Annotated in this window: 23 protein-coding genes; 6 read left to right on the forward strand and 17 right to left on the reverse strand. The window is 72.7% G+C overall.

The annotated features are described in order from the left end of the window. Positions 1-72: 72 nt before the first annotated feature. The 3 genes from araD to ACFUJY_RS13290 are packed head-to-tail and all read right to left on the reverse strand — an operon-like array spanning position 73 to position 3,385. Positions 73-1,800: an L-arabinonate dehydratase gene (gene araD / locus ACFUJY_RS13280; protein WP_383298226.1), complete on the reverse strand. Its 1,728-nt coding sequence runs from the start codon at positions 1,798-1,800 to the stop codon at positions 73-75. Beyond that, positions 1,797-2,699, reverse strand: coding sequence for a dihydrodipicolinate synthase family protein (locus ACFUJY_RS13285; protein WP_383298228.1), 903 nt, complete (start codon positions 2,697-2,699; stop codon positions 1,797-1,799). The genes araD and ACFUJY_RS13285 overlap by 4 nt, the downstream gene beginning before the upstream one ends. A 29-nt stretch (positions 2,700-2,728) precedes the next feature. After that, positions 2,729-3,385, reverse strand: coding sequence for a GntR family transcriptional regulator (locus ACFUJY_RS13290; RefSeq protein ID WP_383298230.1), 657 nt, complete (start codon positions 3,383-3,385; stop codon positions 2,729-2,731). A 265-nt stretch (positions 3,386-3,650) separates the two neighbouring features. Between ACFUJY_RS13290 and ACFUJY_RS13295 the strand changes: the two genes are divergently transcribed. After that, positions 3,651-4,865, forward strand: a complete 1,215-nt coding sequence (locus tag ACFUJY_RS13295) for an MFS transporter (protein ID WP_383298633.1) — start codon at positions 3,651-3,653, stop codon at positions 4,863-4,865. On the opposite strand, the gene ACFUJY_RS13300 is transcribed toward ACFUJY_RS13295, so the two are convergent. Beyond that, positions 4,851-6,029, reverse strand: coding sequence for a hypothetical protein (locus ACFUJY_RS13300; protein WP_383298231.1), 1,179 nt, complete (start codon positions 6,027-6,029; stop codon positions 4,851-4,853). The two genes, ACFUJY_RS13295 and ACFUJY_RS13300, sit on opposite strands and share 15 nt — an antisense overlap. Then, a complete protein-coding gene (locus ACFUJY_RS13305; protein WP_383298233.1) occupies positions 6,026-6,985 on the reverse strand; it encodes a 5-dehydro-4-deoxyglucarate dehydratase in 960 nt (319 codons plus the stop codon). The genes ACFUJY_RS13300 and ACFUJY_RS13305 overlap by 4 nt, the downstream gene beginning before the upstream one ends. 198 nt (positions 6,986-7,183) lie before the next feature. Here ACFUJY_RS13305 and ACFUJY_RS13310 point away from each other — a divergent pair, with 198 nt between their 5' ends. Further along, entirely contained in the window at positions 7,184-7,999 is an 816-nt protein-coding gene (locus ACFUJY_RS13310) for an NAD-dependent epimerase/dehydratase family protein (RefSeq protein ID WP_383298235.1), read from the forward strand. Between the two features lie 89 nt (positions 8,000-8,088). Continuing rightward, a complete protein-coding gene (locus tag ACFUJY_RS13315) occupies positions 8,089-9,297 on the forward strand; it encodes a TerD family protein (RefSeq protein ID WP_383298237.1) in 1,209 nt (402 codons plus the stop codon). Between the two features lie 70 nt (positions 9,298-9,367). On the opposite strand, the gene ACFUJY_RS13320 is transcribed toward ACFUJY_RS13315, so the two are convergent. From ACFUJY_RS13320 to ACFUJY_RS13330, 3 genes are all read right to left on the reverse strand, one after another. After that, the gene (locus tag ACFUJY_RS13320; RefSeq protein WP_018104640.1) at positions 9,368-9,598 is read right to left on the reverse strand and encodes a CarD family transcriptional regulator; all 231 of its coding nucleotides are present in this window, start codon (positions 9,596-9,598) and stop codon (positions 9,368-9,370) included. Positions 9,599-9,645: 47 nt separating this feature from the next. Further along, on the reverse strand, positions 9,646-11,142 hold the full coding sequence (locus ACFUJY_RS13325) for an alkaline phosphatase PhoX (protein ID WP_383298635.1): 1,497 nt from the start codon (positions 11,140-11,142) through the stop codon (positions 9,646-9,648). A 144-nt stretch (positions 11,143-11,286) separates the two neighbouring features. Next, on the reverse strand, positions 11,287-12,804 hold the full coding sequence (locus tag ACFUJY_RS13330; RefSeq protein ID WP_383298239.1) for a hypothetical protein: 1,518 nt from the start codon (positions 12,802-12,804) through the stop codon (positions 11,287-11,289). 269 nt (positions 12,805-13,073) lie between these two features. On the opposite strand from ACFUJY_RS13330, the gene dapA reads away from it, so the two are divergent. Beyond that, positions 13,074-13,967 (forward strand): 4-hydroxy-tetrahydrodipicolinate synthase, encoded by an 894-nt coding sequence (dapA, locus tag ACFUJY_RS13335; RefSeq protein WP_383298241.1) that lies wholly within the window; start codon positions 13,074-13,076, stop codon positions 13,965-13,967. A 64-nt stretch (positions 13,968-14,031) separates the two neighbouring features. Here dapA and ACFUJY_RS13340 read toward each other — a convergent pair whose 3' ends face one another. Further along, a complete protein-coding gene (locus ACFUJY_RS13340; RefSeq protein WP_383298242.1) occupies positions 14,032-15,291 on the reverse strand; it encodes a hypothetical protein in 1,260 nt (419 codons plus the stop codon). Positions 15,292-15,684: 393 nt separating this feature from the next. Then, a complete protein-coding gene (dapD, locus tag ACFUJY_RS13345; protein WP_383298243.1) occupies positions 15,685-16,674 on the reverse strand; it encodes a 2,3,4,5-tetrahydropyridine-2,6-dicarboxylate N-succinyltransferase in 990 nt (329 codons plus the stop codon). Between the two features lie 289 nt (positions 16,675-16,963). Here dapD and ACFUJY_RS13350 point away from each other — a divergent pair, with 289 nt between their 5' ends. Then, positions 16,964-18,265 (forward strand): lipase, encoded by a 1,302-nt coding sequence (locus ACFUJY_RS13350; RefSeq protein WP_383298245.1) that lies wholly within the window; start codon positions 16,964-16,966, stop codon positions 18,263-18,265. Positions 18,266-18,280: 15 nt separating this feature from the next. Here the strand turns inward: ACFUJY_RS13350 and ACFUJY_RS13355 are convergent, their stop codons facing one another. Then, positions 18,281-18,817 carry a TetR/AcrR family transcriptional regulator gene (locus ACFUJY_RS13355; RefSeq protein WP_383298246.1) on the reverse strand — a complete coding sequence of 179 codons (537 nt, stop codon included), beginning with the start codon at positions 18,815-18,817 and terminating at the stop codon, positions 18,281-18,283. Then, a complete protein-coding gene (locus tag ACFUJY_RS13360) occupies positions 18,817-19,137 on the reverse strand; it encodes a multidrug efflux SMR transporter (RefSeq protein ID WP_143618885.1) in 321 nt (106 codons plus the stop codon). The genes ACFUJY_RS13355 and ACFUJY_RS13360 overlap by 1 nt, the downstream gene beginning before the upstream one ends. Before the next feature lie 108 nt (positions 19,138-19,245). On the opposite strand from ACFUJY_RS13360, the gene ACFUJY_RS13365 reads away from it, so the two are divergent. Then, complete coding sequence (locus ACFUJY_RS13365; RefSeq protein WP_383298249.1) at positions 19,246-20,307, forward strand: hypothetical protein; 1,062 nt, start codon at positions 19,246-19,248, stop codon at positions 20,305-20,307. 19 nt (positions 20,308-20,326) lie between these two features. Here the strand turns inward: ACFUJY_RS13365 and ACFUJY_RS13370 are convergent, their stop codons facing one another. From ACFUJY_RS13370 to sufC, 5 genes are all read right to left on the reverse strand, one after another. Next, on the reverse strand, positions 20,327-20,692 hold the full coding sequence (locus ACFUJY_RS13370; RefSeq protein WP_383298251.1) for a VOC family protein: 366 nt from the start codon (positions 20,690-20,692) through the stop codon (positions 20,327-20,329). Positions 20,693-20,798: 106 nt separating this feature from the next. After that, a complete protein-coding gene (locus ACFUJY_RS13375) occupies positions 20,799-21,137 on the reverse strand; it encodes a metal-sulfur cluster assembly factor (RefSeq protein WP_018104628.1) in 339 nt (112 codons plus the stop codon). Beyond that, entirely contained in the window at positions 21,134-21,589 is a 456-nt protein-coding gene (gene sufU / locus ACFUJY_RS13380) for a Fe-S cluster assembly sulfur transfer protein SufU (RefSeq protein ID WP_073968341.1), read from the reverse strand. Before sufU ends, ACFUJY_RS13375 begins: the two co-directional genes overlap by 4 nt. A 20-nt stretch (positions 21,590-21,609) precedes the next feature. After that, positions 21,610-22,866: a cysteine desulfurase gene (locus ACFUJY_RS13385; protein WP_383298253.1), complete on the reverse strand. Its 1,257-nt coding sequence runs from the start codon at positions 22,864-22,866 to the stop codon at positions 21,610-21,612. Continuing rightward, complete coding sequence (sufC, locus tag ACFUJY_RS13390) at positions 22,863-23,627, reverse strand: Fe-S cluster assembly ATPase SufC (RefSeq protein WP_073968339.1); 765 nt, start codon at positions 23,625-23,627, stop codon at positions 22,863-22,865. The genes ACFUJY_RS13385 and sufC overlap by 4 nt, the downstream gene beginning before the upstream one ends. Between the last annotated feature and the right edge of the window lie 2 nt (positions 23,628-23,629).

The raw sequence follows: 23,629 nt of genomic DNA on the forward strand, positions 1-23,629 counted from the left end.
AGTGCGCAAGCGCTTCCCGCATGGCGTTCGGTATGCCGAACAAGGGAGCGCCGGAATTCCTGTGGGGCCGTTTCAGCCTGCGTACGGGTCGGGCACTTCTCCCGGCCGGGCCAGGAAGGCGAAGTCGCAGCCGGTGTCGGCCTGGGTGATCTGGTCCTGGTAGAGCGCCTGGTAACCGCGCTCGTACCGGACGGGCGGCGGGGTCCACTCGGCGCGGCGGCGCGCCAGTTCCTCGTCGGGCACGTCGAGGTTCAGCAGCCGCGCCTCCACGTCCAGGGTGACGAGATCACCGGTGCGGACGAGGGCGAGCGGCCCGCCGACGTAGGACTCGGGCGCGATGTGCAGCACGCACGCCCCGTAGCTGGTGCCGCTCATCCGGGCGTCGGAGAGCCTGACCATGTCCCGTACACCCTGCTTGAGCAGGTAGTCGGGGATCGGCAGCATGCCGTACTCGGGCATCCCGGGGCCGCCCTTGGGGCCCGCGTTGCGTAGGACCAGGACGTGGTCGGGGGTGAGCGCGAGCGCCGGGTCGTTGATGGTGCGCTGCATCTCCTTGTAGTCGTCGAAGACGACCGCGGGCCCGGTGTGGCGCAGCAGGTGCGGTTCGGCGGCGATGTGCTTGATGACGGCGCCGTCCGGGCAGAGGTTGCCGCGCAGCACCGCCACTCCGCCCTCGTCGGCGAGCGGGTTGGAGCGCTCCCGTATGACGTCGTCGTTGTGCACGAGCGCGCCGTCGAGCTGTTCGCGCAGGGTGTCGTGGGCGACGGTCGGGCGGTCCAGGTGGAGGACGTCGGCGATCCGGGCCAGGAAGCCGGGGAGCCCGCCGGCGAAGTGGAAGTCCTCCATCAGGTACTTCCCGCCGGGGCGCAGGTTGGCGAGGACCGGGACGGTGCGGGCGATGCGGTCGAAGTCGTCCAGGGTGAGCTCGATACCGGAGCGGCCGGCCATCGCGATGAGGTGGATGACGGCGTTGGTGGACCCGCCGAGCGCGAGGACGGTCGCGACGGCGTCCTCGTACGCCTCCGCCGTGAGGATCTGCGACAGCTTCCTTTGCTGCCACACCAGTTCGACGATGCGGAGGCCGGAGGCGGCGGCCATCCGGTCGTGGCCGGAGTCGACGGCGGGGATCGAGGAGGCGCCGGGGACGGTGACGCCGAGCGCCTCGGCGGCGGCGGTCAGGGTGGACGCGGTGCCCATGGTCATGCAGTGGCCGGGCGAGCGGGCGAGGCCGTTCTCCAGCTCGTCCATCTCGCAGTCGCCGATGAGCCCGGCGCGCTTGTCGTCCCAGTACTTCCACATGTCGGTGCCGGAGCCCAGGACCTCGTTGCGCCAGTGCCCCGGCAGCATCGGCCCGGCCGGTACGAAGACGGCCGGCAGGTCCACGGACGCGGCGCCCATCAGCAGCGCGGGCGTCGACTTGTCGCAGCCGCCGAGCAGCACCGCGCCGTCCACCGGGTAGGAGCGCAGCAGCTCCTCGGTCTCCATGGCCAGCATGTTGCGGTAGAGCATCGGGGTCGGCTTCTGGAAGGTCTCCGAGAGCGTGGAGACCGGGAACTCCAGCGGGAAGCCGCCCGCCTGCCAGACCCCGCGCTTCACGGCCTGCGCCCGGTCGCGCAGGTGCACGTGGCAGGGGTTGATGTCCGACCAGGTGTTGAGGATCGCGACGACCGGCTTGCCCAGGTGCTCCTCGGGGAGGTAACCGAGCTGGCGGGTGCGGGCGCGGTGGCTGAACGAGCGGAGCCCGTCGGTGCCGTACCACTGGTGGCTGCGCAGCTCCTCGGGGGCGATGCGGGCGGTCATATGGACCACCCGGCGATCTGGTCGGCGACCTCGGCGCGCTGCGCCTCGGGCAGCACCCGGCTGGGCGGGCGCACCGAGCGGTCGCACAGCCCGAGAGCGGCCAGCGCCTCCTTGACGACGGTGACGTTGTTGGCGGACTGCCGGTCGGCGCGCAGTTCCTCGAAGCGGCGGATCTGCTCCCAGACCTTCATGGCCGCCGGGTGGTCGCCGGCCCGCAGCGCCTCCAGCATGGCCAGCGAGACGCCGGGCGCCACGTTGACCAGCCCGGAGGTGAAACCGGTGGCGCCGGCCGAGAAGTAGGCCGGGGCGTACAGCTCGGCGAGCCCGGCGACCCAGACGAAGCGGTCCAGCCCCGCGTCGCGGGCGAAGGCGGCGAAGCGGGCGGCGTCCGGCACCGCGTACTTGACGCCGATGACGTTGGGGCAGCTGTCGGCGAGCACGGCCAGGCAGGTGCCGTCCAGGTGCGGGTTGCGGATGTACGGGACGACCCCGAGCCCGGGCACCGCCTCCGCGATGGCGCGGTGGTAGTCGATCCAGCCGCCCTGCGAGACGTACGGGTGGACGGGCTGGTGGACCATCACCATCTCGGCCCCGGCGTCCCTGGCGTGCTCGGCGGCGGCGACGGCCGTCGGCACGTCGTGCCCGACGCCGACGAGGACCGTGGCGCGGCCGCCGGCCTCGTCGATGGTCAGCTCGGTGACGGTGCGCCGCTCCTCGGGGGTGAGCGCGTAGAACTCCCCGGTGTTGCCGTTCGGGGTGACGATGCGCACGCCGCCGTCGAGCAGTCTCCGCAGCAGGGCGCGGTGCGCCGTCGTGTCGATGGTCCCGTCCCCGGCGAACGGGGTGACCGGGATCGCCACGACATCTGCGAGGGCCGCCTTCAGCGGTGTGAGGTCCATGCGGACTGGCCTTTCGTCGGTGTGCCGGTTCACGCCGTGCCGCCCCCGTCCTCGTCGTCGGGGAAGGCGCGGCGGACGAACGACGCGATGTGGTCGTGCAGGGCCCCGGCCGCCGCGTCCGCGTCGTCGGCGAGCGCGAGCCGCAGGATCTCCCGGTGCTCGGCCGCCTCCCGCTCCCAGGAGGGGATGGCGGACCAGGCGACCGTGGAGACGAGCGCCGCCTGGTCGCGGACCTCGTCCAGCATCCGGGCCAGCAGCGGGTTGCCGCAGGGCAGGTAGAGCGCCCGGTGGAAGTCCCGGTTGGCGAGCGACCTGTCGGCCTTGTCGCCCGCCGAGTCCGCCCGTTCCAGGGCCTCCTGCGCCTCGTCGAGCGACGCCTTGCGGGTGATCGAGCGGCGCAGCGCCTCGGGTTCGAGCAGCAGCCGGACGTCGTACACCTCGCGGGCCATGGCCGCGTCGACCAGCCGGACGGTGGCGCCCTTGTACTGGCTCATGACGACGAGTCCGGTGCCGGCGAGGGTCTTCAGCGCCTCGCGGACGGGGGTCTTGGAGACCCCGAACTGCGCGGCGAGCTCGGTCTCCACGAGCGCCTGCCCCGGCCTCAGTTGTGCCGTGAGGATCGCGTGCTTGACCGCCTCCAGCACGTACTGGGTGCGGGACGGAATCGGGGTGGGCGCAAAGGTCATGGGTGCAGGGCTCTCACATCTCGCGTATCGCGTCTCATATATGACGTACGGAGTACGACGCGATGAAGCTAGGGCCGTCGCGAATGTTTCGTCAACGCTTCTGACGAAAGAACTTCGCGCGACCGGGACATGTGCCGTACACGGATTCCGGTGTGCCGGCCGGGAGTTCCCCGGCGTAGGGCATCTGCCCGATGCCGCGCCGCGGCCTCAGCCGTCAGCCTGACCGCATGACGAACGTGCAGGTCAGGAAGGTGCGGTGGGTGTGATGGCGGTGGGGCGGGTGCTACGGGACCGGACGGCGGGGCTGTTCCTGGCGGCGGTCGTGGTCTCCGGATTCGGCAGCTCGGCGATGACGCTGGCGGCCGGGATCTGGGTCAAGTCGCTGACCGGCTCGGACGCGTTGGCGGCGCTCGCGCTGTTCGCGGTCTGGCTGCCGGTCCTGTTCGGACCGCCGCTCGGCGCGGTGGCGGACCGCCTGCCGCGCAAGCCGCTGCTGGTGGGCGCGAACGCCGCCATGGCGGCCCTGACGGCCGTGCTCGCGGCGGTGGGCGCGGAGGGGCGCGTATGGCTGCTGTTCGCGGTGCTCGTGCTGTACGGGTGCGCCTCGGTGCTGATGGACTCGGCGGAGTCGGCCGTGGTGGCGGGGGCGGTCGCACCCGACCTGCTGGGCGACTTCAACGGTCTGCGGATGATGGCGAACGAGAGCATGAAACTGGTCGCCCCGCTGACCGGCGCCGGGCTCTACGCCCGCTTCGGCGGCGGCGCCGTGGCACTCCTGGACGCCGTCTCCTTCGCCCTGGCGGCCGGTCTCTACGCCCTGCTGCGGGTACGCCGGACGGCTCGCTCCGCACCACTGGTGCCGGGCGGCCGGGCGGCCGGCCTACGGCAGGTGTGGGGGTCGCCGGTGCTGCGCCCGCTGGTCCTCGCCGCCTCGGCCACCATGCTGTGCGCGGGGCTCAACGGGGCGGCGCTGTACGCCGTCGTGGACGGCACCCTCGGCCACTCCCCCGCGTACGCCGGTGTGCTGTCGGTCGCCCAGGGCCTGGGGTCCGTCACGGTCGGGCTGATCGCGGGCGCGCTGATGCGCCGGCTGCCGGGGCGGGTGTTCGCGGCGGCCGGGATCGCGGTGTTCGGGGTCGCGGTGGGGCTGCGGGCCGTGCCGTCCGACGCGGTGGCGCTGACCGCGTGCGCCCTGATCGGGGTGGGCCTGCCGTGCGTGCTGATCGCCGCGCTGACGGCGGTGCAGCGGGAGACCCCGGACGCGGTCCTGGGCCGGACGGCGGCGACCGCCGACACGCTGATGATGGCGCCGAACGCGGTGGCGCTGGGGATCGGCGCGGGTCTGGTGGCGCGGGTGGACGTCACGGTGCTGCTGCCGCTGGTGGGCGCGGGGGCGGTCCTGACGGCGGCGCTGCTGCTGGCGGCGGGCCGCCGGAGGCCGGTGGCTCCCGGCGGCCCGCCCGTCTCAGCCGAGGCGTGAGAGCGCCCCGGCGACCGTCGCGAGGTCCGGGTCGGAGGCCAGGCCCGCGTGGTACAGCCGGAGCTGGTTCGCGCCGAGCGACGCGGCGTGCGCGGCGTCCCACTCCAGCGTGTCCGGGCTGCCGCCCATGCCGCGCACCACGGTGAAGTTGGCGGCGACGACCGCGTCGGAGGCGCCGGCGAACGGCCCGAGCACCGCCTCCCGCGCCGCGTCCGCCCCGGTGCACGGCAGCACCACGCCGTCCGCCACGGACAGGACGTGCCCGGGGTCGACGCCCACGTTGGCCCCGCAGCGGTACGGGGCGGGGTCGGCGTGCAGCAGCACCTGGAACCCGGGCGCGGCGGCCGCCCGCACAGCGCCGGTCACCGCTTCCTGGAGGCCCCGGGCCACCCCGGTGCGCCACCGCAGCGTCGCCTCCGCGAGGTCGGCGCCGAGCAGCTTCCCAACGGCGTCCCAGCCCGCTTCCGGTGCTCCGGACCCGGACCAGACCGGCGCCAGGGCCCGGCGCACGGCCGCGCCCAGCTCCTCGGGGTCGAGGCCCTGTCCGGCGTAACCGGCCCGGCAGACGGCGCAGAAGCAGAGCGACATCAGGTACTGCGCCGCGTCCCCGAGCCCGACGCCCGCCACCTTGTCGTGGGCGTGCAGGTGGGCGAAGCCGTACCAGCCGCAGGACTCCAGCTCGGTGCCCCGCGCCCCGTCGCGTACCGCCGCCTCCGCCGCCAGGTCCACCAGCCAGGCCCGGACCTCCGGGCGCGCGATGCAGGGCGCCCACGGATAGCGGTCCCCGTAGGCGTTGACCACGGAGGTGTCCGGATGGTCCGCGCCCAGCCGGGAGCTGTGCGCGAGGACCACCCAGCTGTGCACGTCGAGACCGGCCCCGGACAGCGCCTCGGCGGCCTCGGCGAAGGGGTCGTCGGAGGCCGTCCACGCCTGCCGGTACGGGCGGAGCGCCCGGCCCGCCCAGCGGTCCTCGTCCGGCGGGTACAGGACCGCCGCGTACTCGGCCGTGACGATGCGGTGGCCGGGGTGGCGGGGGGTCAGCGCCCGGGTGGAGTGGTAGGCGGCGGCGAGCGTCACCTGCTGGACACCGAGGTCCGCGATGCGGGCGGGGGCGTCGGGGTCGCCGACGACGTCCCACGGGTAGAGGAAGGCGGACGCCCTCATCCGCGCCCCTCCGCCCCGTGCCGCTCCAGCAGGGCGCGCCCGCTCGCGATGATCTCCGTCAGCTCCTTGATATGGGCGGCCGGCGGCTCGGTGAGCGGGCTGCGCACCGGCCCGACGTCCAGGCCGTTGAGCCGGACCCCCGCCTTGACCAGGGACACGGCATAGCCGCGCCCCTGGGCCCGGAGCTCGACCAGCGGCCGGTAGAAGGAGTCGAGCAGCGCGTTGGCCAGGGCGTCGTCGCCGGAGTCCAGGGCGCGGTAGAAGGCGAGCGCGATGTCCGGGGCGAAGGCGAAGACGGCCGAGGAGTACAGCGTGACGCCGATGCCCCGGTAGGCGAGGCCGGTGAGCTCGGCGGTGGGCAGCCCGTTGAAGTAGAGGAAGTCCCGCCCGGGCAGCCCGGTGCGCACGGCGCTCACGATGCGCTGCATGAGGTCCAGGTCGCCGTAGCCGTCCTTCAGGCCGGCGATCCCCGGCGTCCGGGCCAGGGCGAGCACGGTCTCGGGGGTGAAGACGGCGTTGTCGCGCTGGTAGACGATGGTCTCCAGGCCGGTCGCCCCGGCCAGCGTCCGGTAGTGGGCCAGCAGCCCCTCCTGGTCCGCGTGGACCAGGTACGGGGGCATGGCGAGCAGCCCGTCCGCGCCGGCCTCCTCGGCGAGCTCCGCGAAGTGGACGGCCAGCGCGGTGCCGTACCCGGCGCCCGCGACGACCGGCACCTGCCCGGCGGTCTCCGCCACGGCGGCGGCGACGACGCTCCGGAACTCCTCCGGTGTCAGGGCGTGGAACTCCCCGGTGCCGCAGCACGCGAAGACGGCCGCCGCGCCCGCGTCGATGCCCTGGCGGACGTGCGCCCGGAAGGCGTCCAGGTCGACGGAGCCGGTCGCGTCGTACGCGGTGACGGGGAAGAAGAGCGGCCCGGCAACGGCGGTGAGCCGGGCGGCAAGCGGGTCTGAGCTCACGGGCGCCTCCTGAGGCGTGCGCATCTCTGATTGATGTCCATATTCATGAACGACGCCTAAGCTAGGCCCGGCGGGGCGCCGGGGTCAAGGCGCCGACGCCCCGGTCCGGACCAACCCTCGACCGGGTTCCCTTGACGCCCCCCGACCCCCCGCATACCTTGTCCACGCATGTGAACCTGATCCAAGAGGAGACCCCGCATGCCCGCCGAAAAGCCCCGCACCGTCCTGCTCACCGGCGCCGCCGGCGGCCTCGGCACGCTGATGCGCGAACTGCTGCCCGCCCACGGCTACACACTGCGCCTGTTCGACATGGTGCCGATCGAGGGCGAGCCGGACGCGATCACGGCCGACCTCGGGGACCGGGAGGCGCTGCGCGCGGCCGTGACGGGGGTCGACGCGATCATCCACCTCGCGGGCATCTCCCTGGAAGCCTCGTTCGACAAGATCCTCAAGGCGAACATCGAGGGCACCTACAACCTGTACGAGGCGGCGCGCGAGGCCGGCGTCCGCCGCGTGGTGTCCGCCTCGTCCAACCACGTGGTGGGCTTCACCCCGCGCCCGCTCCCGGGCGATCCGCTGATCCCGGTGGAGACCCGGCGCCGCCCCGACACCTTCTACGGCCTCTCCAAGTCGTTCGGCGAGGACCTGGCCCAGCTGTACTGGGACCTGCACGGCGTGGAGACGGTCTCCGTCCGCATCGGCTCCTGCTTCCCGGAGCCGACGTCCGTGCGGATGCTCTCGGTGTGGATGAGCCCCGCCGACGGGGCCCGGCTCTTCGACGCCGCGCTCACCGCCGGGAACGTCGGACACACCGTCGTGTACGGCTCGTCGGACAACACCCGGCTGTGGTGGGACCTCACCTCGGCCCGCGCGCTGGGCTACGAACCGCGCGACGACTCGGAGCCGTACGCGGCGAAGCTCGTCGCGGAACACGGCGAGCTGGACCCGGCCAACCCGGACCACGCCCACCTCGGCGGCCACTTCTGCACCAACCCGCCGGTCTGGCCGCACTGACCAGGGCCCCGGAACGGGGCATTCCGCCATCCGGGCGAAGCTGCCGAAAGGTAAGGGAACGGCAAAGCCGGGTCGTTCGTTCATCCGACATGACCGCTATGACACCTGGCTCGAACCTTCCGCTCACCGCCGTCCGCGTGGCGGTGGACGTCGCCGCGCCCGTGCGGCTCGACGTCTCGGGCCTGCTGCTCACCGCCGACGGCAAGGTGCGCTCCGACGACGACTTCATCTTCTACAACCAGCCCACCGGCCCCGGCGTGAGCTACCGCTCCGGCGGCGGCAGCGCGCCGGACGCCGTCGTCGTGGACACCGCGTCGGTGCCCGCCGGCATCGAGAAGATCGTCGTCACCGCGAGCCCGGACGCCGCCGGGCAGACCTTCCAGGGCGTCGAGCCGACCGCCACCGTGCGCAACGCGGACGACGGCGCCGTGATCGCCTCCTTCACCCCGCCCCGGCTGGGCACCGAGACCGCGCTCGTGATCATGGAGGTCTACCGGCGCGGCGGCGCCTGGAAGGTCCGCGCGGTCGGCCAGGGCTATGCGAACGGCCTGGCCGGCATCGCCACGGACTTCGGCGTCACGGTCGAGGAGCCCCCCGCCGCTCCCGCGGTCACCACCCCCGCGCCCCCGCCGCCGGCCGCCGCCCCGGCACCGGTCGCCGCCCCCGCGCCCCCGGCCGCCCCTCCCGCGCCCGCCGCCCCCGCGACGCCGCCCGCGCCCGGCAGGATCAACCTGGACAAGGGCCGGGTCAGCCTCCGGAAGAACGAGACGGTCTCGCTGGTCAAGGCGGGGCGCCCGCTGCTCTCCCAGGTCAAGATGGGCCTCGGCTGGGAGCCCGCGTTCCGGGGCAAGGACATCGACCTGGACGCCTCGGTCATCGTGTACGGCCCCCGGCGCAACCACCTGGACAGCTGCTACTTCGGCAAGCTGTCCGTCCTGAACGGCGCGATCAAGCACTCCGGGGACAATCTCACCGGTGAGGGCGCGGGGGACGACGAGGTGATCGTCGTGGACCTGGGCCGCATCCCGGCGGAGGCGACGGGCCTGGTGTTCACGGTCAACTCGTTCACCGGCCAGAAGTTCACCGAGGTGGCCAAGGCGTACTGCCGGCTGGTCGACGCCGCCACCGACGAGGAGCTGGTCCGCTTCGACCTGACCGGGGCGGAGCCGCAGACGGGCGTGATGATGGCCAAGCTGATCAAGCAGTTCTCCGGCGAGTGGGAGATGACCGCGATGGGCGACTTCGTGAAGTCGCGGACCGTCCGGGGCATGGTCAAGCCGGCCGCCCAGGCGCTGTAGGCCACGGCTCGGCCGTAAACCATGGCTCAGGGGCCGTCCGCGCGGCTGGCGGACGGCCCCTGTGACGGCCTCAGAGCTTGGTGAGCTTGGAGTACGGGCTCATGATGCGGCCCTGACGGCCCGCGAAGTCGATGAGCACCGCGTCGTTGTCGCCCTCGACGGCGAGGACGCGCCCGAGACCGAACTGGTCGTGCGAGACCCGGTCACCCACGTCGAACAATTCGACCGGTGGGGCCGCCTGGGCCGGGCGGTTGAAGGGACTGGACGGCAGGTGGCGCCGGGAGCCGGCTGACTGTTTCATTGATGTCGAGTATGCGCCCCCGGACGGCCCGACGCCATGCCCCGCTGCTAACGGTTGGGCTGCCGCTTCCACGGGCCGGTGATCGCGACCATGATCCCCGGGGTCTGGATGTTGGCGAACAGCGTCCGCCCGTCCGGCGAGAACGTGACCCCGGTGAACTCGCTGTACTCCGGCTCCTCCTCGCTGCCGATGTTCAGCTCGTTGCGCGCGATGGGGTACGTGCGGCCGCTCTCGGTCGCCCCGAAGAGGTGCTGGACGCCGTCGCCGTCCTCGGCGATGACCAGGCCGCCGTACGGCGAGACGGTGATGTTGTCCGGGCCGTCGAACGCGCCGTCCTTCGACGGGTCGGGGTTCACTCCAAGGAGCACCTTCAGGGTGAGCGTGCGGCGCTTCGGGTCGTAGAACCAGACCTGGCCGTCGTGCTGGACCGGGCTCTCGCCACGGGCGAAGGAGGACACGATGTACGCGCCACCGTCGGCCCACCACATGCCCTCCAGCTTGCGGGCACGGGTGACCTGGCCGTCCTTGAACTGCTTGCGCACCGAGACGGACTTCGCGTCGCGGTCCGGCACGTCCACCCAGTCCACGCCGTACACGGTGCCGGTCTTCGTGGCCCGGGAGAGGTCGTCGACGAACGTGCCGTTCTTGTCGAAGCACTTGAACGCCTGGAGGACCCCGGCGTCGTCGGCGAGGGTGCGCAGCTTGCCCCGGCCGTGCCGGAAGCCGTGCGGCGGCACCCAGCGGTAGAGCAGGCCGTTGGGGCCCGAGGCGTCCTCGGTGAGGTAGGCGTGGCCCTGCTTGGGGTCGATGACGACCGCCTCGTGCGCGTACCGGCCGAACGCCTTGATCGGGCGCGGCGAGCGGTTGGCGCGCTTGTCGTACGGGTCGACCTCGAAGACGTAACCGTGGTCCTTGAGGAGGCCGTTCTTGCCGGCCTTGTCCTCGGTCTCCTCGCAGGTGAGCCAGGTGTCCCAGGGGGTGGCACCGCCGGCGCAGTTGGTGGAGGTGCCGGCGATGCCGACCCACTCGGCGGTGCGGCCGTCGCGGCGGGTCTCCACGACGGTGCAGCCGCCCGCCGCGACCGGGTCGTAGACCAGGCCCTCGGTGAGGGGCACGGGGTGCTCCCAGCCGGCCCGGGTGCCGCTCAGCTCGTGGTTGTTGACCAGCAGGGTCACCCCGCGCGGGCCCTCGAAGGCGGCCGTGCCGTCGTGGTTGGACGGCGTGTACTCGCCGCTGTCCAGCTTGGTGACCCCGCAGTGCGTGATGATCCGGTACGAGAAGCCGGCGGGCAGCGCGAGTATGCCCTTCGGGTCGGGGCGCAGTGCGCCGTACCCGGGGCCGTGGTCGTGGCCGTGCCCGTGACCGTGGCCGTCGTGGCCGTGACCGTGGCCGTGGCCGTCGTGGCCGTGACCGTGGCCGTGGGCCGGGCCCCCGGCGGCGAGGGCGCCGGGCGCGGTGGCCAGCGCGGCGACGGTTCCGGTGAGGGCGATGCCGGCGCCGGTGAGGGCGGACTGTGTGGTGAATTCCCTGCGCGTGAAGGCCATCACGTACTCCTGGTGCTGCGGGGGCGTGCTGTTGACGGGCTCACCGTTCCGTCCGTTCCCCAACACCAGTTGAACCTGCGACGACTTCGGGGCGACCCGTTCGGTGAACTTCGGCCGCCCCTCGCACCGTCGCGGTACGCCCGCTCAGTCGGCCGAACCGCCGCGCGAGCGCGCCTTGAAGGCGGCCTTGCGGGCGTCCTTGGCCTGCTTCTTGTCGCTGTGCAGCCGCCCCATCGCCTCCAGGACGTCCGCCGTGGCCGGGTGGTCGACGCGCCACGCCTCCTCGAAGAAGCCGCTGTGCTGGCCGGACAGGCCCTCGACCAGGCCCTGGAGCTCTTCGAGGTCGCCGGCGGCCTCCAGCTGGGCCGCGATCGTGTCGATGGCGAGCCAGAAGATCATCTCCTCCGACGGCGCCGGGACGCCCTCCGCGCCGCGTTCGGCGAGCCAGACGCGGGCCAGGCCGCCGAGTTCCGGGTCGTCGAGCACCGCGCGCACGGCGGGCTCCGCCTCGGCGCCGACCAGGGCGAGCGCCTGCTGGCAGTGCAGCCTGCGCAACGGCCCCAGCTCGTCCGCGCCCCGTGCCGCGTCCAGGAGTTCGGCGGCGGCGCCGTCCGGACCCCGGCGGGTGAGCCACAGCTGGATCTCGGCGCGCGCGGCGGACTCCGGGTAGTGGGCGACACCGCCGAGGAGCGCGTCGGCGCCCTTGTCCGCGAGGTCTCCGATCGCCGGGGCGTCCACTCCGGCGTCCAGCATGCGGGCGCGGATGCCGTAGAGACCGAGGGGCGTCAGCCGGACCATGCCGTACCGGGTGACGTCCTCCTCGTCGCCCGGGGACAGGGCGTCCTCGCCCTCCTCGACCAGCAGCGCCTCGTCCACCGGCTGGTACTCGACGATGCCGATGGGTTCGAGGACCCGGAACTGGTCGTCCAGCCGCATCATCGCGTCCGAGACCTGCTCGAGGACGTCGTCGGTGGGCTCGCCCATGTCGTCGGGGACGATCATCGAGGCGGCGAGCGCGGGCAGCGGCACGGGCGCCCCGTCCGCCCCTTCGCCGACGGTGAGCAGGTAGAGGTTGCCGAGGACGCCGTCCAGGAACTCCGTCTCGGTCTCCGGGTCCCAGTCGAGCGCGTCGAAGTCGACCGAGCCGTCCTCGCCGATGAGGTCCGCGAAGTCGTCGAAGGCGGGCGCGGTGGCGTCGGCGTACGCGGCCTCCAGGCCGTCCAGCCAGATCGCGAGGACGTCTGCCGGTGACCCCCCGGTCAGCAGCGCCAGGTTCTCCCCCGCCGTGACGGTACCGGCCGGCTCGTCGTCCCCGGCCTCGTCGTCCTCGCCGAAGCCCTCGTCCCCGCCGAAGCCGTCGTCCGGGTCTCCGGTCCCGCCGGCGGGGTCCTCGATCTCGACCAGCCCGGTGTCCACGGCGAGCCGCCATGCCTCGCTGGCCTCCGCCGCGCCGTCCTCGTCCGGCGTGAGGCCGAGGAGTTCGGCGGCGGCGGGCAGCTGCGCGTCGGACAGTTCGCCGCCGGCACCGACCCTGGTGTCCGGGCCGGCCCAGCGGGCGAGCCGGGCGGCACGGGCGAGCAGCGGTGCGGCAAGGGCGTCCCGTGCCAGCTCGGCCTCGGTGTGCAGCCGGACCGGCGGCAGGGTCGGGCGCTCTGCGGACATCAGGGGGTCTCCTCGGAACGTACGGGGGTCTCGGTCGCCGGGCCGGCCGGCTCAGGACGTGTACCGCGGCCCAAAACCTTCGGCGGGGCTCGGGCGGAACACGCCCTAAGCGTAAACGCATTTCGCCGCCTGCCGACCGGAATGCGGGCAAGCGCCCCGGGCCTCGGACCCCCGCCGCGCGGAGTGCCGCGCACTCTTGAGCGCTGCTTCACCTTCACGCACAGCAGATCTAAGTGGACCTTCACGGTTGAGCCACCGAGACTGCGGATATGACGCCTTCCGCCTCCGCCCGCCCGCGCCCCTTCGGCCGCGCCCTCTGTGCCATGATCACGCCGTTCACCGCCGACGGCGCCCTCGACCGGGAGGCCGCCGCCGCGCACGCCGCCGCCCTGGTCGCGGGCGGCTGCGACGGGCTGGTGCTCAGCGGCACGACCGGGGAGTCCCCGACCACTTCCGACGCCGAGAAGGCGGAACTGCTGCGCGCGGTACGCGACGCGGTCGGGCCGCAGGTGCCGCTGGTGGCGGGGGTCGGCACCGCGGACACCCGGCACACGATCGAGCTGGCCCGTCAGGCGGAACGGGCGGGCGCGGACGGGCTCCTGGTGGTGACCCCGTACTACAGCAGGCCCCCGCAGGCGGCCGTGGAGGCGCACTTCCGGCGGATCGCGGACTCGGCCGGCCTGCCGGTGATGCTGTACGACATCCCCGGCCGCACCGGCACCCGCATCGAGCCGGAGACCATGCTCAGGCTCGCGGAGCACCCGCGCGTCGTGGCGGTGAAGGACTGCTCGCAGGACCTGCTGACGGCCACCCGGGTGATCGCCGCCGGCGGGCTCGCCTACTACTCGGGCTGCGAGGAACTGAACCTGCCGCTGTACGCGGTGGGCGGCGCCGGATACGTCAGCACGGTCGCCAACGTGGTGCCCGGGCGGATGCGGGCGGTGCTGGACGCGTTCGACGCCGGGGACACCGCCGGGGCGGCCCGGCTGAACGCGCGGCTCGCCCCGCTGACCGCGCTGATGATGGCGTCCGGGCTGCCCGGCACGGTGACCGCGAAGGCGCTGCTGGCCGCGGGCCCGGTGCGGGAACCGCTGCAGCCCGCGGGGCGCGAGGCGTCCGACGGACTGCGTGCGGCTTACGAGGCACTGCTCGTCGCCGCTTAGGACGTGTCCTCCCGGTCATGCCGGGGCCACGACCGGGAGGAGGTGCCGATGCCGGACCCCCCGTTCAGAAGTGGCCGCCGATGCCGAAGCTGGTCGGCCAGCTACCGAGCCCCTGGGTCGACGTCCGGTCCCTCGGCGGCGACGGCTTTTCGGGCGGCCAGGGATCCGGGCGTCCGGCCCGCTGTGCGACAGTCCGGAAGTGTGCGCGCTCGTACCGATGACGCTCCTCGGCGAGGACGGCGCGCAGCCGTGTGCCGTCCGGGTCTTCGCGGTCGTACGGCTCGAACTGCTCGGTGAGGAAGAGCAGCGGAAGAAGCAGCTTCTGGTCGTCGTCCTCGGGCAGGTAGCCCGCGTCGACCACGGCCGCGACCGCCTCCGGCTCCAGGGCGATCGCGCGGGCCAGGACGGCCCCTCGCATGTCCTGGCGTCTGGCGCCTTCGACGGAAAGGGGGTCCAAGGGAGCGAGATCGCGCAGGGACCGCCGTACGGCCGCGGCCACGTCGTCCGGCAGGTCCGAGTCCAGAAGCGCCAGAATCCGGCCGATGACGACGTCGTCCGTGAGCATCGAGTCCGGGGTGGAGCACAACAGCTGGAGGAGCCGCCCGTCCGGATCGGCTTCTCGATAGGCCGCGAACTGCCGAGTGAGCAGGAAGAACACGGGCGCCCAGGCGGCGCTGGCCGGCCGGAACCCGGCGTCGCGGGTCGCGGCGATGGCCTCGGAGTCTCCGAGCAGAGCCTGCCGGCACACCGCCGTGGTGCCTCCTTGGGCCGACAGGTCACGCAACGCACGGCGACACCGCTCGTGCAGCTCTTCCGGCAGCCACGTGCCGAGATACTCCAGCAGCCGCAGTGCGAGAGCGTCCTGTTGGAATGCCGGCAGCAGATCGGCCCGGTTCTTCAAGAGCGCGAGCAGGACCAGGTCGATGTCGCCGGGCCGGGCGGGAGGCCGAGGCAGGTTCGGATTGGCACAGACGATCTGCAGGAGCGCATCCGGCTCGCCCCCACGCCACAGGCCGCACCAGGTCTCATGGCCGGGCGGTGCCGCCCGGGAACGAACTGCCCCCGGGCGCACCCGCAGCCGGAAAGCGGCTTCCAGAGCGCCCAGCAGACAGGGCTGGTCGGTGACGGACAGCAGGTCGGCCAACCGTTGGCGCAATGCGAGGTCGGGTGACCTCAGGGCGTCCTCGACCAGCTGCTGAAGATCCATGCCTCCCGCGTATTCGCCGTCCGGCAGGTCGGCGGCGGTCTGCGGCAGACAGGCGGTCAGCCGGACTCGCGGCCGGTAAGGGGAAGTGGGGTCGGCCTCAAGCAGGAAGTCCAGCACCGGAGCGACCCCCTCCAGCCGCTTGCCGTCGCCGAACCAGTTCGCCTCCGACAGCAGGGACCACGCGTCCCGCCAGACGTCGTCACGGCGGGCTCCGCCGGCCGCCCACCACCGGTCAACGCGTGCACGGGCTCGGCGCCTGCCCCCGTAGAGGGCGGCAGCCAGCACGTCCCGGCCGTGTTCACGGAAGCGCCACCGAGGGACCGTCACCATGACTCCATGATGCATCGCCCCTACGTCGAAGGCCATGGAGATAACGCGTGCTCACGGCTTCAACAGGAGTGCTGGAGAGGGAAGTTGCTCCCGCGCGCGGACGGCCGCCGCCGCCCGCTGCCCCCGATCGTCACTCCGGGACAGCGGGCGGACCGCACACGGTCCGAGCCCGGACACGTCCTAGTCGTTGCTGTGCAGGACGTCGTTGAGGCCGTCCCAGACCGCGTTGTTCGGGCGGGCCTCGACGGCGCCGGTGACCGAGTTGCGGCGGAAGAGGATGTTCGAGGCGCCGGAGAGCTCGCGGGCCTTGACCACCTGGCCGTCCGGCATGGTGACGCGCGTACCGGCGGTGACGTACAGCCCGGCCTCGACGACGCACTCGTCGCCGAGCGCGATGCCGACCCCGGCCTCCGCGCCGACCAGGCAGCGCTCGCCGATCACGATGCGCTCCTTGCCGCCGCCGGAGAGCGTGCCCATGGTGGAGGCGCCGCCGCCGATGTCCGAGCCGTCACCGATGACGACACCGGCGGAGATGCGGCCCTCGACCATGGACGTGCCGAGCGTGCCGGCGTTGAAGTTGACGAAGCCCTCGTGCATCACGGTCGTGCCGGAGGCGAGGTGCGCGCCGAGGCGCACCCGGTCGGCGTCGGCGATCCGCACGCCCTTCGGCGCCACGTAGTCCGTCATGCGCGGGAACTTGTCGACGGAGGTGACCTGGAGGTGCAGGCCCTCGGCGCGGGCGTTGAGCCGCACCTTCTCCAGGTCGTCCACGGCGACCGGGCCGAGGGAGGTCCAGGCGACGTTGGCGAGGTGGCCGAAGATGCCGTCCAGGTTCTGCCCGTGCGGCTGCACCAGGCGGTGCGAGAGCAGGTGCAGGCGCAGGTAGACGTCGTGGGCGTCGAGCGGCTTGTCGTCCAGCGAGGCGATGACCGTGCGCACGGCGACGACCTCGACCCCGCGACGGGCGTCGACGCCGATGGCCTTGGCGGCGCCCTCGCCGAGCAGGTTGACGGCCTGGTCGGGGCCGAGCCGCTCGGTTCCGGCGGGGCCGGGCTCGGCGGTGAGCTCGGGGGCGGGGAACCAGGTGTCGAGAACGGCACCGTCGCCGGCGACGGTGGCGAGGCCGGCGGCGACGGCGCCGGTGGTACGGGGGGAAGTCGTGTCGGTCATGACCAGAAACCTAACCGCACCGGGGCCGCGCGGGCGAACCCGTCCCAGCGTCCGGGCGGCGCGGCGGTGTACAGGGCGCCGCCCAGCGGCCGGGCCGGGACCCGGCCGCTGATCGGGGCGCCCGCGTACAGGCTCTGGAAGCGGCGCCGGCGGCGGCCGGGGGTGCGGACAGCCGCTGACCCGTGTGGGGGACAGCCCCCGACAAGGCCGAGGGCTCCCGTCAATGCGCGCGGGCACCGGGCCGCGAAAGGCTCAAGTGCCCGAGAACACACCTGAGTCGGAGAGGCCCATGACCGCACCCGCCCCCTCGCCCGCTTTCCCCGCCCGCCGCTCCCGCGTGCTCCCGCGCACCATCGCGGCCGCCGCCTGCTGCGGGCTGCTGCTGAGCGGCCCGGCCGCCCTGGCGGCGCCGGCACCCGCCTCGCCCGCCCACGCCACCGCACCCGCCGCGGCGGCCGGCCGGGGCACGCTGATCTCCGCCGAGAGGCTGTACACCCTGGCCACCCCGCAGGCGGTCTCCGCCGACCTGACCGCGGCCGGGTTCGACACGGACACCGTCCGGTACGGCGTCGCCGCCCACCGGCTGGTCTACCGGACCGTCGACGCGCACGGCCGGCCCACCACGGCGAGCGGACTCGTCGCCGTACCCCTGCGCGGCGCGCCCCGGCTGCGCGCCGTCTCCTTCGCCCACGGCACCGGCAGCCACAAGGACGACGCGCCCTCCGCCCAGCGCGCCGCCTTCGTCTCCGCCCCGGTGATCGCGCACGCCTCGGCCGGGTCCTTCGCGGTGGCGCCCGACTACCTCGGCATGGGCGCCGGGCCCGGCCTCCACCCCTGGATGGACATCGGCTCCGAGACCACCGCGTCCCTGGACATGCTCCGGGCCGCCCGCGCCTTCGCGCCCCGCACCGGGCACGTCCTGGACCGCGAGGTCATGGTCACCGGCTTCTCCCAGGGCGCGTCAGCGGCCCTCGGGCTCGGCCGGGCGCTCCAGGCGGGCGAGGACCACTGGTTCCGGCTCGGCGCGCTGGCACCGGTCAGCGGGGCGTACGACTTCGGCGGCGCGGAGTTGCGCGCGCTCCTCGCGGGCGAGCTGGACGCCAAGTCGAGCGTGCTCTACGCCGCGTACGCCCTGGTCGCCTTCAACCGTCTGCACGCCGTCTACGCGGACCCGGCCGAGGTGTTCCGGGAGCCGTACGCCGGCACGGTGGAGGCCCTCTTCGACGGTGCGCACACCGGCCAGGAGCTGATGGCGGGCACTCCGGGGGCGCTGGACGAGCTGCTGACCGGGCACGGCCGCGCCCTGCTCGCGCACCCGACGGGCGCCCTGGCCGAGGCGCTGCGGACCACGGACGCGGTCTGCTCGGACTGGGCGCCGCGCGCGCCGGTGCGCCTCTACATGGCGTCCGGCGACGAGCAGGCGGCGACCGCGAACACGGAAATCTGCCGCGCGGTGCTGGCCGGGAACGGGGTGCACGCCCCGGTCACGGACCTCGGCGCGGCCGACTACCACGGCTCGCGCCACCTGGGGTCGAACGTCGCGGCCACCCCGCGCATCGTCCGCTGGTTCGCCGGGCTGCCCCGGCGCTGACGGGCTTCCGCCTCCTCAGCCCGCGACCCGCCCCAGCATCTCCCGTGCGTACGCCTCGTCGTACGCACCGCCCGTGAGGAGCACCTGGATGCAGATGCCGTCCATCAGGGCGACGAGGGCGCGCGCGGTGGCCGGGTCGGTGCGGGGGCGGAGCAGGGCGGTCACGCCGTCGGTCCACTCGGCGGCGACCGGGCGCAGCGCGGGCCTGCGCACGGCGGCGAGATACAGCTCGTACTCCAGCTCGGCCCGGCCCCGGCCGCCCGCGAAGAACTCGCCGAGCAGCCGGGCGAGTTCGGCGGCGAGGTCGGCGTCCGGGTCGGCGAGGGCAGGGCTCTCGCGCAGGACGGCGGCGAAGTTCTCGTTGGTCCGGCGCAGGGCGGCGATCAGCAGTTCCTCCAGCGAGGCGAAGTGGTAGGTGGTCGAACCCAGCGGCACATCGGCCTCGGCGGCGACGGAGCGGTGGCTCAGCCCGGCGATGCCCCGCTCGCCGACCACCTGGATCGCCGCGTCGATGATCCGGTCCCGCCGCTCGGGGTCGTACCGCCGCGCCATCAGTGCGCCCCGCCCAGGTTGAGCACCACCACACCGGCGATGACCAGCACGACGCCGAGCGCCTTGAGCGGACTGGCGGACTCCCCCAGGAAGAACATCCCGATGAGGGCCACGGCCGCCGTTCCGACGCCCGCCCAGATCGCGTAGGCGGTGCCGACGGACAGGGTCTTGAGGGTCTGGGCGAGCAGGGAGAAGGCCAGCAGATAGCCGGCGACGGTGATCAGTGAGGGCCACAGCCGGGTGAATCCCTCGCTGTACTTCATGGCGGTCGTCCCCGCCACCTCCGCGGCGATGGCCGCGGCGAGCAGTCCGTATCCCATGTGTACGAGTGTACGCAACGGCTGCCCGCGCACGGGCGGAGTCACCGGGGACCAGGGGCGCTACCGTGGTCCGTCCGGTACATGATCGAACAGACAGACGGAGTGGCAGTGGCGCAGGACGCAGGGTGGGGCGGCTGGGGTGGTGGCTGGACGCCGCCGAAGCCGGGGGTCATACCCCTGGGCCCGTTGAGGCTGGGGGACATATTCAACGGCGCGTTCTCGACGCTGGGCCGCTACGGCAAGCAGCTCTTCGCGGTGGGCGCGGCACTGTACGGCGGGGCGCTGGTGCTGGTGGCCGCGGCGGTCGCCGTCGCGTACTCGGCGGTCTCGGACCACCTGGACCGGCTCTTCGAGCTGGACGAGGGCGAGAGCGCCGCCTCGGGGGACGTGGTACCGGTGATCGTCGCGTTCGGCGTGGTCGTACTGCTCGGCTTCCTCGCGCTGGTGATCGCCTCGGCCGTGGTCTACGCGGCGGTGCCGGCGGTCCTCCAGGAAGCGGTGCTGGGCCGGCCGACGACGTTCTCCGCGATCTGGCGGCGGGCCTGGGCACGGACGCCCGCGGTGGTCGGCGCGGCCCTGCTGACCGGGCTGATCACCATGGTGCCGATGGTCCTGGCGATGGCCGCGCTCACCGGGGGCATCATCGCCGCGGTCGCCACGGACGGCGGCGGGGGCGCGGTGGCCCTGATCGTCGTGGGCGCGGTCTGCTTCCTGGCCTTCGTCCCGCTGGCCCTCTGGCTCTGGGTGCGGCTGTCGCTCGCCCCCTCGGCCGCCGTGTTCGAGAACCAGGGGCCCGTGGCCTCGATGCGCCGCTCGGCCCTGCTGGTGCGCGGCCACTGGTGGCGGACCTGCGGAATGACGCTGCTCGCGGGCATGATCGCCGCGGCGGCGAGCTACATCATCCAGCTGCCGTTCACCTTCCTCGGCATGTTCACGGGCGCGCTGGGCGGCTCGGCCCTCGACGAGAACACGCACCCGGCCGCGATCCTCACGGCACTCGGCGGCTACCTGGTCGTCGGGGTGCTCGGGCAGCTGGTGAGCCAGCTGATCGTCGCGGTGTTCCCGCCGCTGGTGACCGGGCTGCTCTACGTGGACCGGCGCATCCGCACCGAGGACCTGGCGCCCGTCCTCGCCGAGGCCGCCGCCGTACCGCCGCGGCACCCCGCGTAGCGGCCCCGGCGCCCCGGCCTCAGTCGGTGAGCGTCTTCTTCGGGCGCAGGACGCAGAACTCGTTGCCCTCCGGGTCGGCCAGCACCACCCATGTCACGTCCGACGGCTGGCCGACCTCGACGCGCCGGGCACCGAGCCCGATCAGCCGCTCGACCTCGGCGGCCTGGTCGTCCGGTGAGAGGTCGATGTGCAGCCGGTTCTTGACCGCCTTGTCCTCGGGCACGGGCAGGAAGCAGATGCCGGGCAGCGCGGCCTCGTCGGCCCCGATGACGATCTCGTCCGCGTCCTCGTAGAGCACCCGCCAGTCCAGGGCGGCACACCAGAAGCGCGCCTGGGCGGGCAGATCGTGGGCATCGACGGCGAGCTGGTGGAAGCGAAGAGCCATGGGCACAGTCTGCCCGGCACCCCCCACGGCGACAACGCCGGAACGGCCCCGGCGGATGCCGGGGCCGTTTCCGTCGTACGGGGCCGTACGGGCCGTGCGCGAAGGCTCAGACGTTGAAGCCGAGCGCGCGCAGCTGCTCGCGCCCGTCGTCCGTGATCTTGTCCGGGCCCCACGGCGGCATCCAGACCCAGTTGATCCGGAGCTCGTTGACGATGCCGTCCGTCGCGGACTTCGCCTGGTCCTCGATGACATCGGTCAGCGGACAGGCCGCGGACGTCAGGGTCATGTCGAGGGTGGCGATGTTGGCGTCGTCGATGTGGATGCCGTAGATCAGCCCCAGGTTGACGACGTCGATGCCCAGCTCGGGGTCGACCACGTCGTACAGCGCTTCGCGGACCTCCTCCTCGGAGGCCGGCTTGGTCGTCACGGTCTCGTTGTCGCTCATGCGGTCTTCCCTTCGGACAGCGCCTGCGCCGTCGCGTCCTTCCACGCCATCCAGCTCAGCAGCGCACATTTCACCCGGGCCGGGTACTTGGAGACACCGGCGAACGCGACCGCGTCCTCCAGCACCTCCTCCATCGCGTCGTCGGGCTCCAGCTGCCCCTTCGACTGCATCAGTTCCAGGAACGCGGCCTGGATCTTCTGCGCCTCGCCCAGTTCCTTGCCGACCAGCAGCTCGTTCAGCACGGACGCGCTGGCCTGGCTGATGGAGCAGCCCTGGCCCTCGTAACTCACGTCGGCGATGGTCTCGCCGTCGTACCGCACCCGCAGCGTGATCTCGTCACCACACGTCGGATTGACGTGGTGCACCTCGGCGTCGCCGTCCCGCAGACCGCGCCCGTGGGGGTGCTTGTAGTGGTCCAGGATCACTTCCTGGTACATGGAATCCAGCTTCACGAGTCAATCCCCAGCCGCGTCTAGGCGAAAAAATTCCGGACGTGTTCCAGGCCGTCCACCAGGGCGTCGACCTCGGCGGGCGTGGAGTACAGATAGAACGACGCTCGCGTCGTCGCAGGAATTCCGTACCGCAGGCAGACCGGGCGGGCGCAGTGGTGGCCGACCCGGACCGCGATGCCCTGTTCGTCCAGGACCTGCCCCACGTCGTGGGGATGGATGTCGCCGAGCGTGAAGGAGATCGTCGCGCCGCGGTCCTCCGCGCTGGCCGGACCGATGATCCGCAGGTCCGGCACTTCGAGGAGGCGCTTCACCGCGTAGCCGGTGATGGCCTGCTCATGGCGGTGGATGTTCTCCATGCCGATCGTCGAGAGGTAGTCCACGGCCGCGCCGAGGCCGACGGCCTGGGCGATCGGGGGCGTACCGGCCTCGAACTTGTGCGGCGCGGGGGCGTAGGTCGAGGAGTGCATCGACACGGTCTCGATCATCTCGCCGCCGCCCAGGAACGGCGGCAGGTCCTCCAGGAGTTCCTGCCGTCCCCAGAGCACGCCGATGCCGGTCGGGCCGACCATCTTGTGACCGGTGAAGGCCACGAAGTCGGCCTGGAGCGCCTGCACGTCGAGCACCATGTGCGGGGCCGCCTGGGAGGCGTCGACGCAGACGAGCGCACCGACCTCCTGGGCGCGGCGGACGATCTGCTCGACCGGGTTGTGCGTGCCCATGATGTTCGAGACCAGCGTGAAGGAGACGATCTTCGTCTTCTCGGTGATGATCTCGTCGATGTTGGACAGGTCGAGCCGGCCGTCGTCGGTGATGCCGAACCACTTCAGCTTCGCGCCCGTGCGCTGCGAGAGCAGCTGCCAGGGGACGATGTTGGAGTGGTGCTCCATCTCCGTGGTGACGATCTCGGTCTCGTGGTCGACCCGGTAGGGCTCGTCGGCCCAGCCGAGCATGTTGGCCACGAGGTTCAGCGACTCCGAGGCGTTCTTCGTGAAGATGACCTCGTCGCGGCTGGGCGCGTTGATGAAGGCGGCGACCTTGTCACGGGCGCCCTCGTACAGCGCCGTGGCCTCCTCCGCGATCGTGTACACCCCGCGGTGCACGTTGGCGTTGTGCCGCTCGTAGTACTCGTTGAGGGCGTCGAGGACCTGGCGCGGCTTCTGCGAGGTCGCCGCGCTGTCCAGGTACACGACCTTCTTGCCGTCGTGGACCGTGCGGTCCAGGAGGGGGAAGTCCTTGCGGATCGCCTCGGTGTCGAGGAGGCCCGGCAGATATGTCACGCGGCAGCGCCACCCTTCACGTACGCCTCGTAGCCCTCGTTCTCCAGCTTGTCGGCGAGCTCGGCGCCGCCGGACTCGGCGATCCGGCCGTTGGCGAACACGTGCACGAAGTCGGGCTTGATGTAACGGAGAATCCGGGTGTAGTGCGTGATCAGCAGGGTGCCGACCTCGCCGGTCTCGCGGACCCGGTTGACGCCCTCGGAGACGATGCGCAGGGCGTCGACGTCCAGGCCGGAGTCGGTCTCGTCCAGGATGGCGACCTTCGGCTTGAGGAGCTCCAGCTGAAGGATCTCGTGGCGCTTCTTCTCACCGCCGGAGAAGCCCTCGTTGACGTTGCGCTCGGCGAAGGCCGGGTCCATCTGGAGCTGGGCCATCGTCTCCTTGACCTCCTTGACCCAGGTACGCAGCTTGGGGGCCTCGCCGCGGACGGCGGTGGCGGAGGTACGCAGGAAGTTGGAGACCGAGACCCCGGGGATCTCGACCGGGTACTGCATGGCGAGGAACAGGCCGGCGCGGGCCCGCTCGTCCACCGACATCTCCAGGACGTCCTCGCCGTCCAGGGTCACCGTGCCGCTGGTGATCGTGTACTTGGGGTGGCCTGCGAGGGAGTACGCGAGGGTGGACTTGCCGGACCCGTTGGGGCCCATGATGGCGTGGGTCTCGCCCTGCTTCACGGTCAGGTCGACGCCCTTGAGGATCTCCTTCGTGGCGTTGTCGGCCTCGACGGAGACGTGCAGGTCGCGGATTTCAAGCGTTGCCATGG

It is taken from the genome of Streptomyces sp. NPDC057249 (assembly GCF_042669245.1).
In the GTDB taxonomy this organism is placed as follows: domain Bacteria; phylum Actinomycetota; class Actinomycetes; order Streptomycetales; family Streptomycetaceae; genus Streptomyces.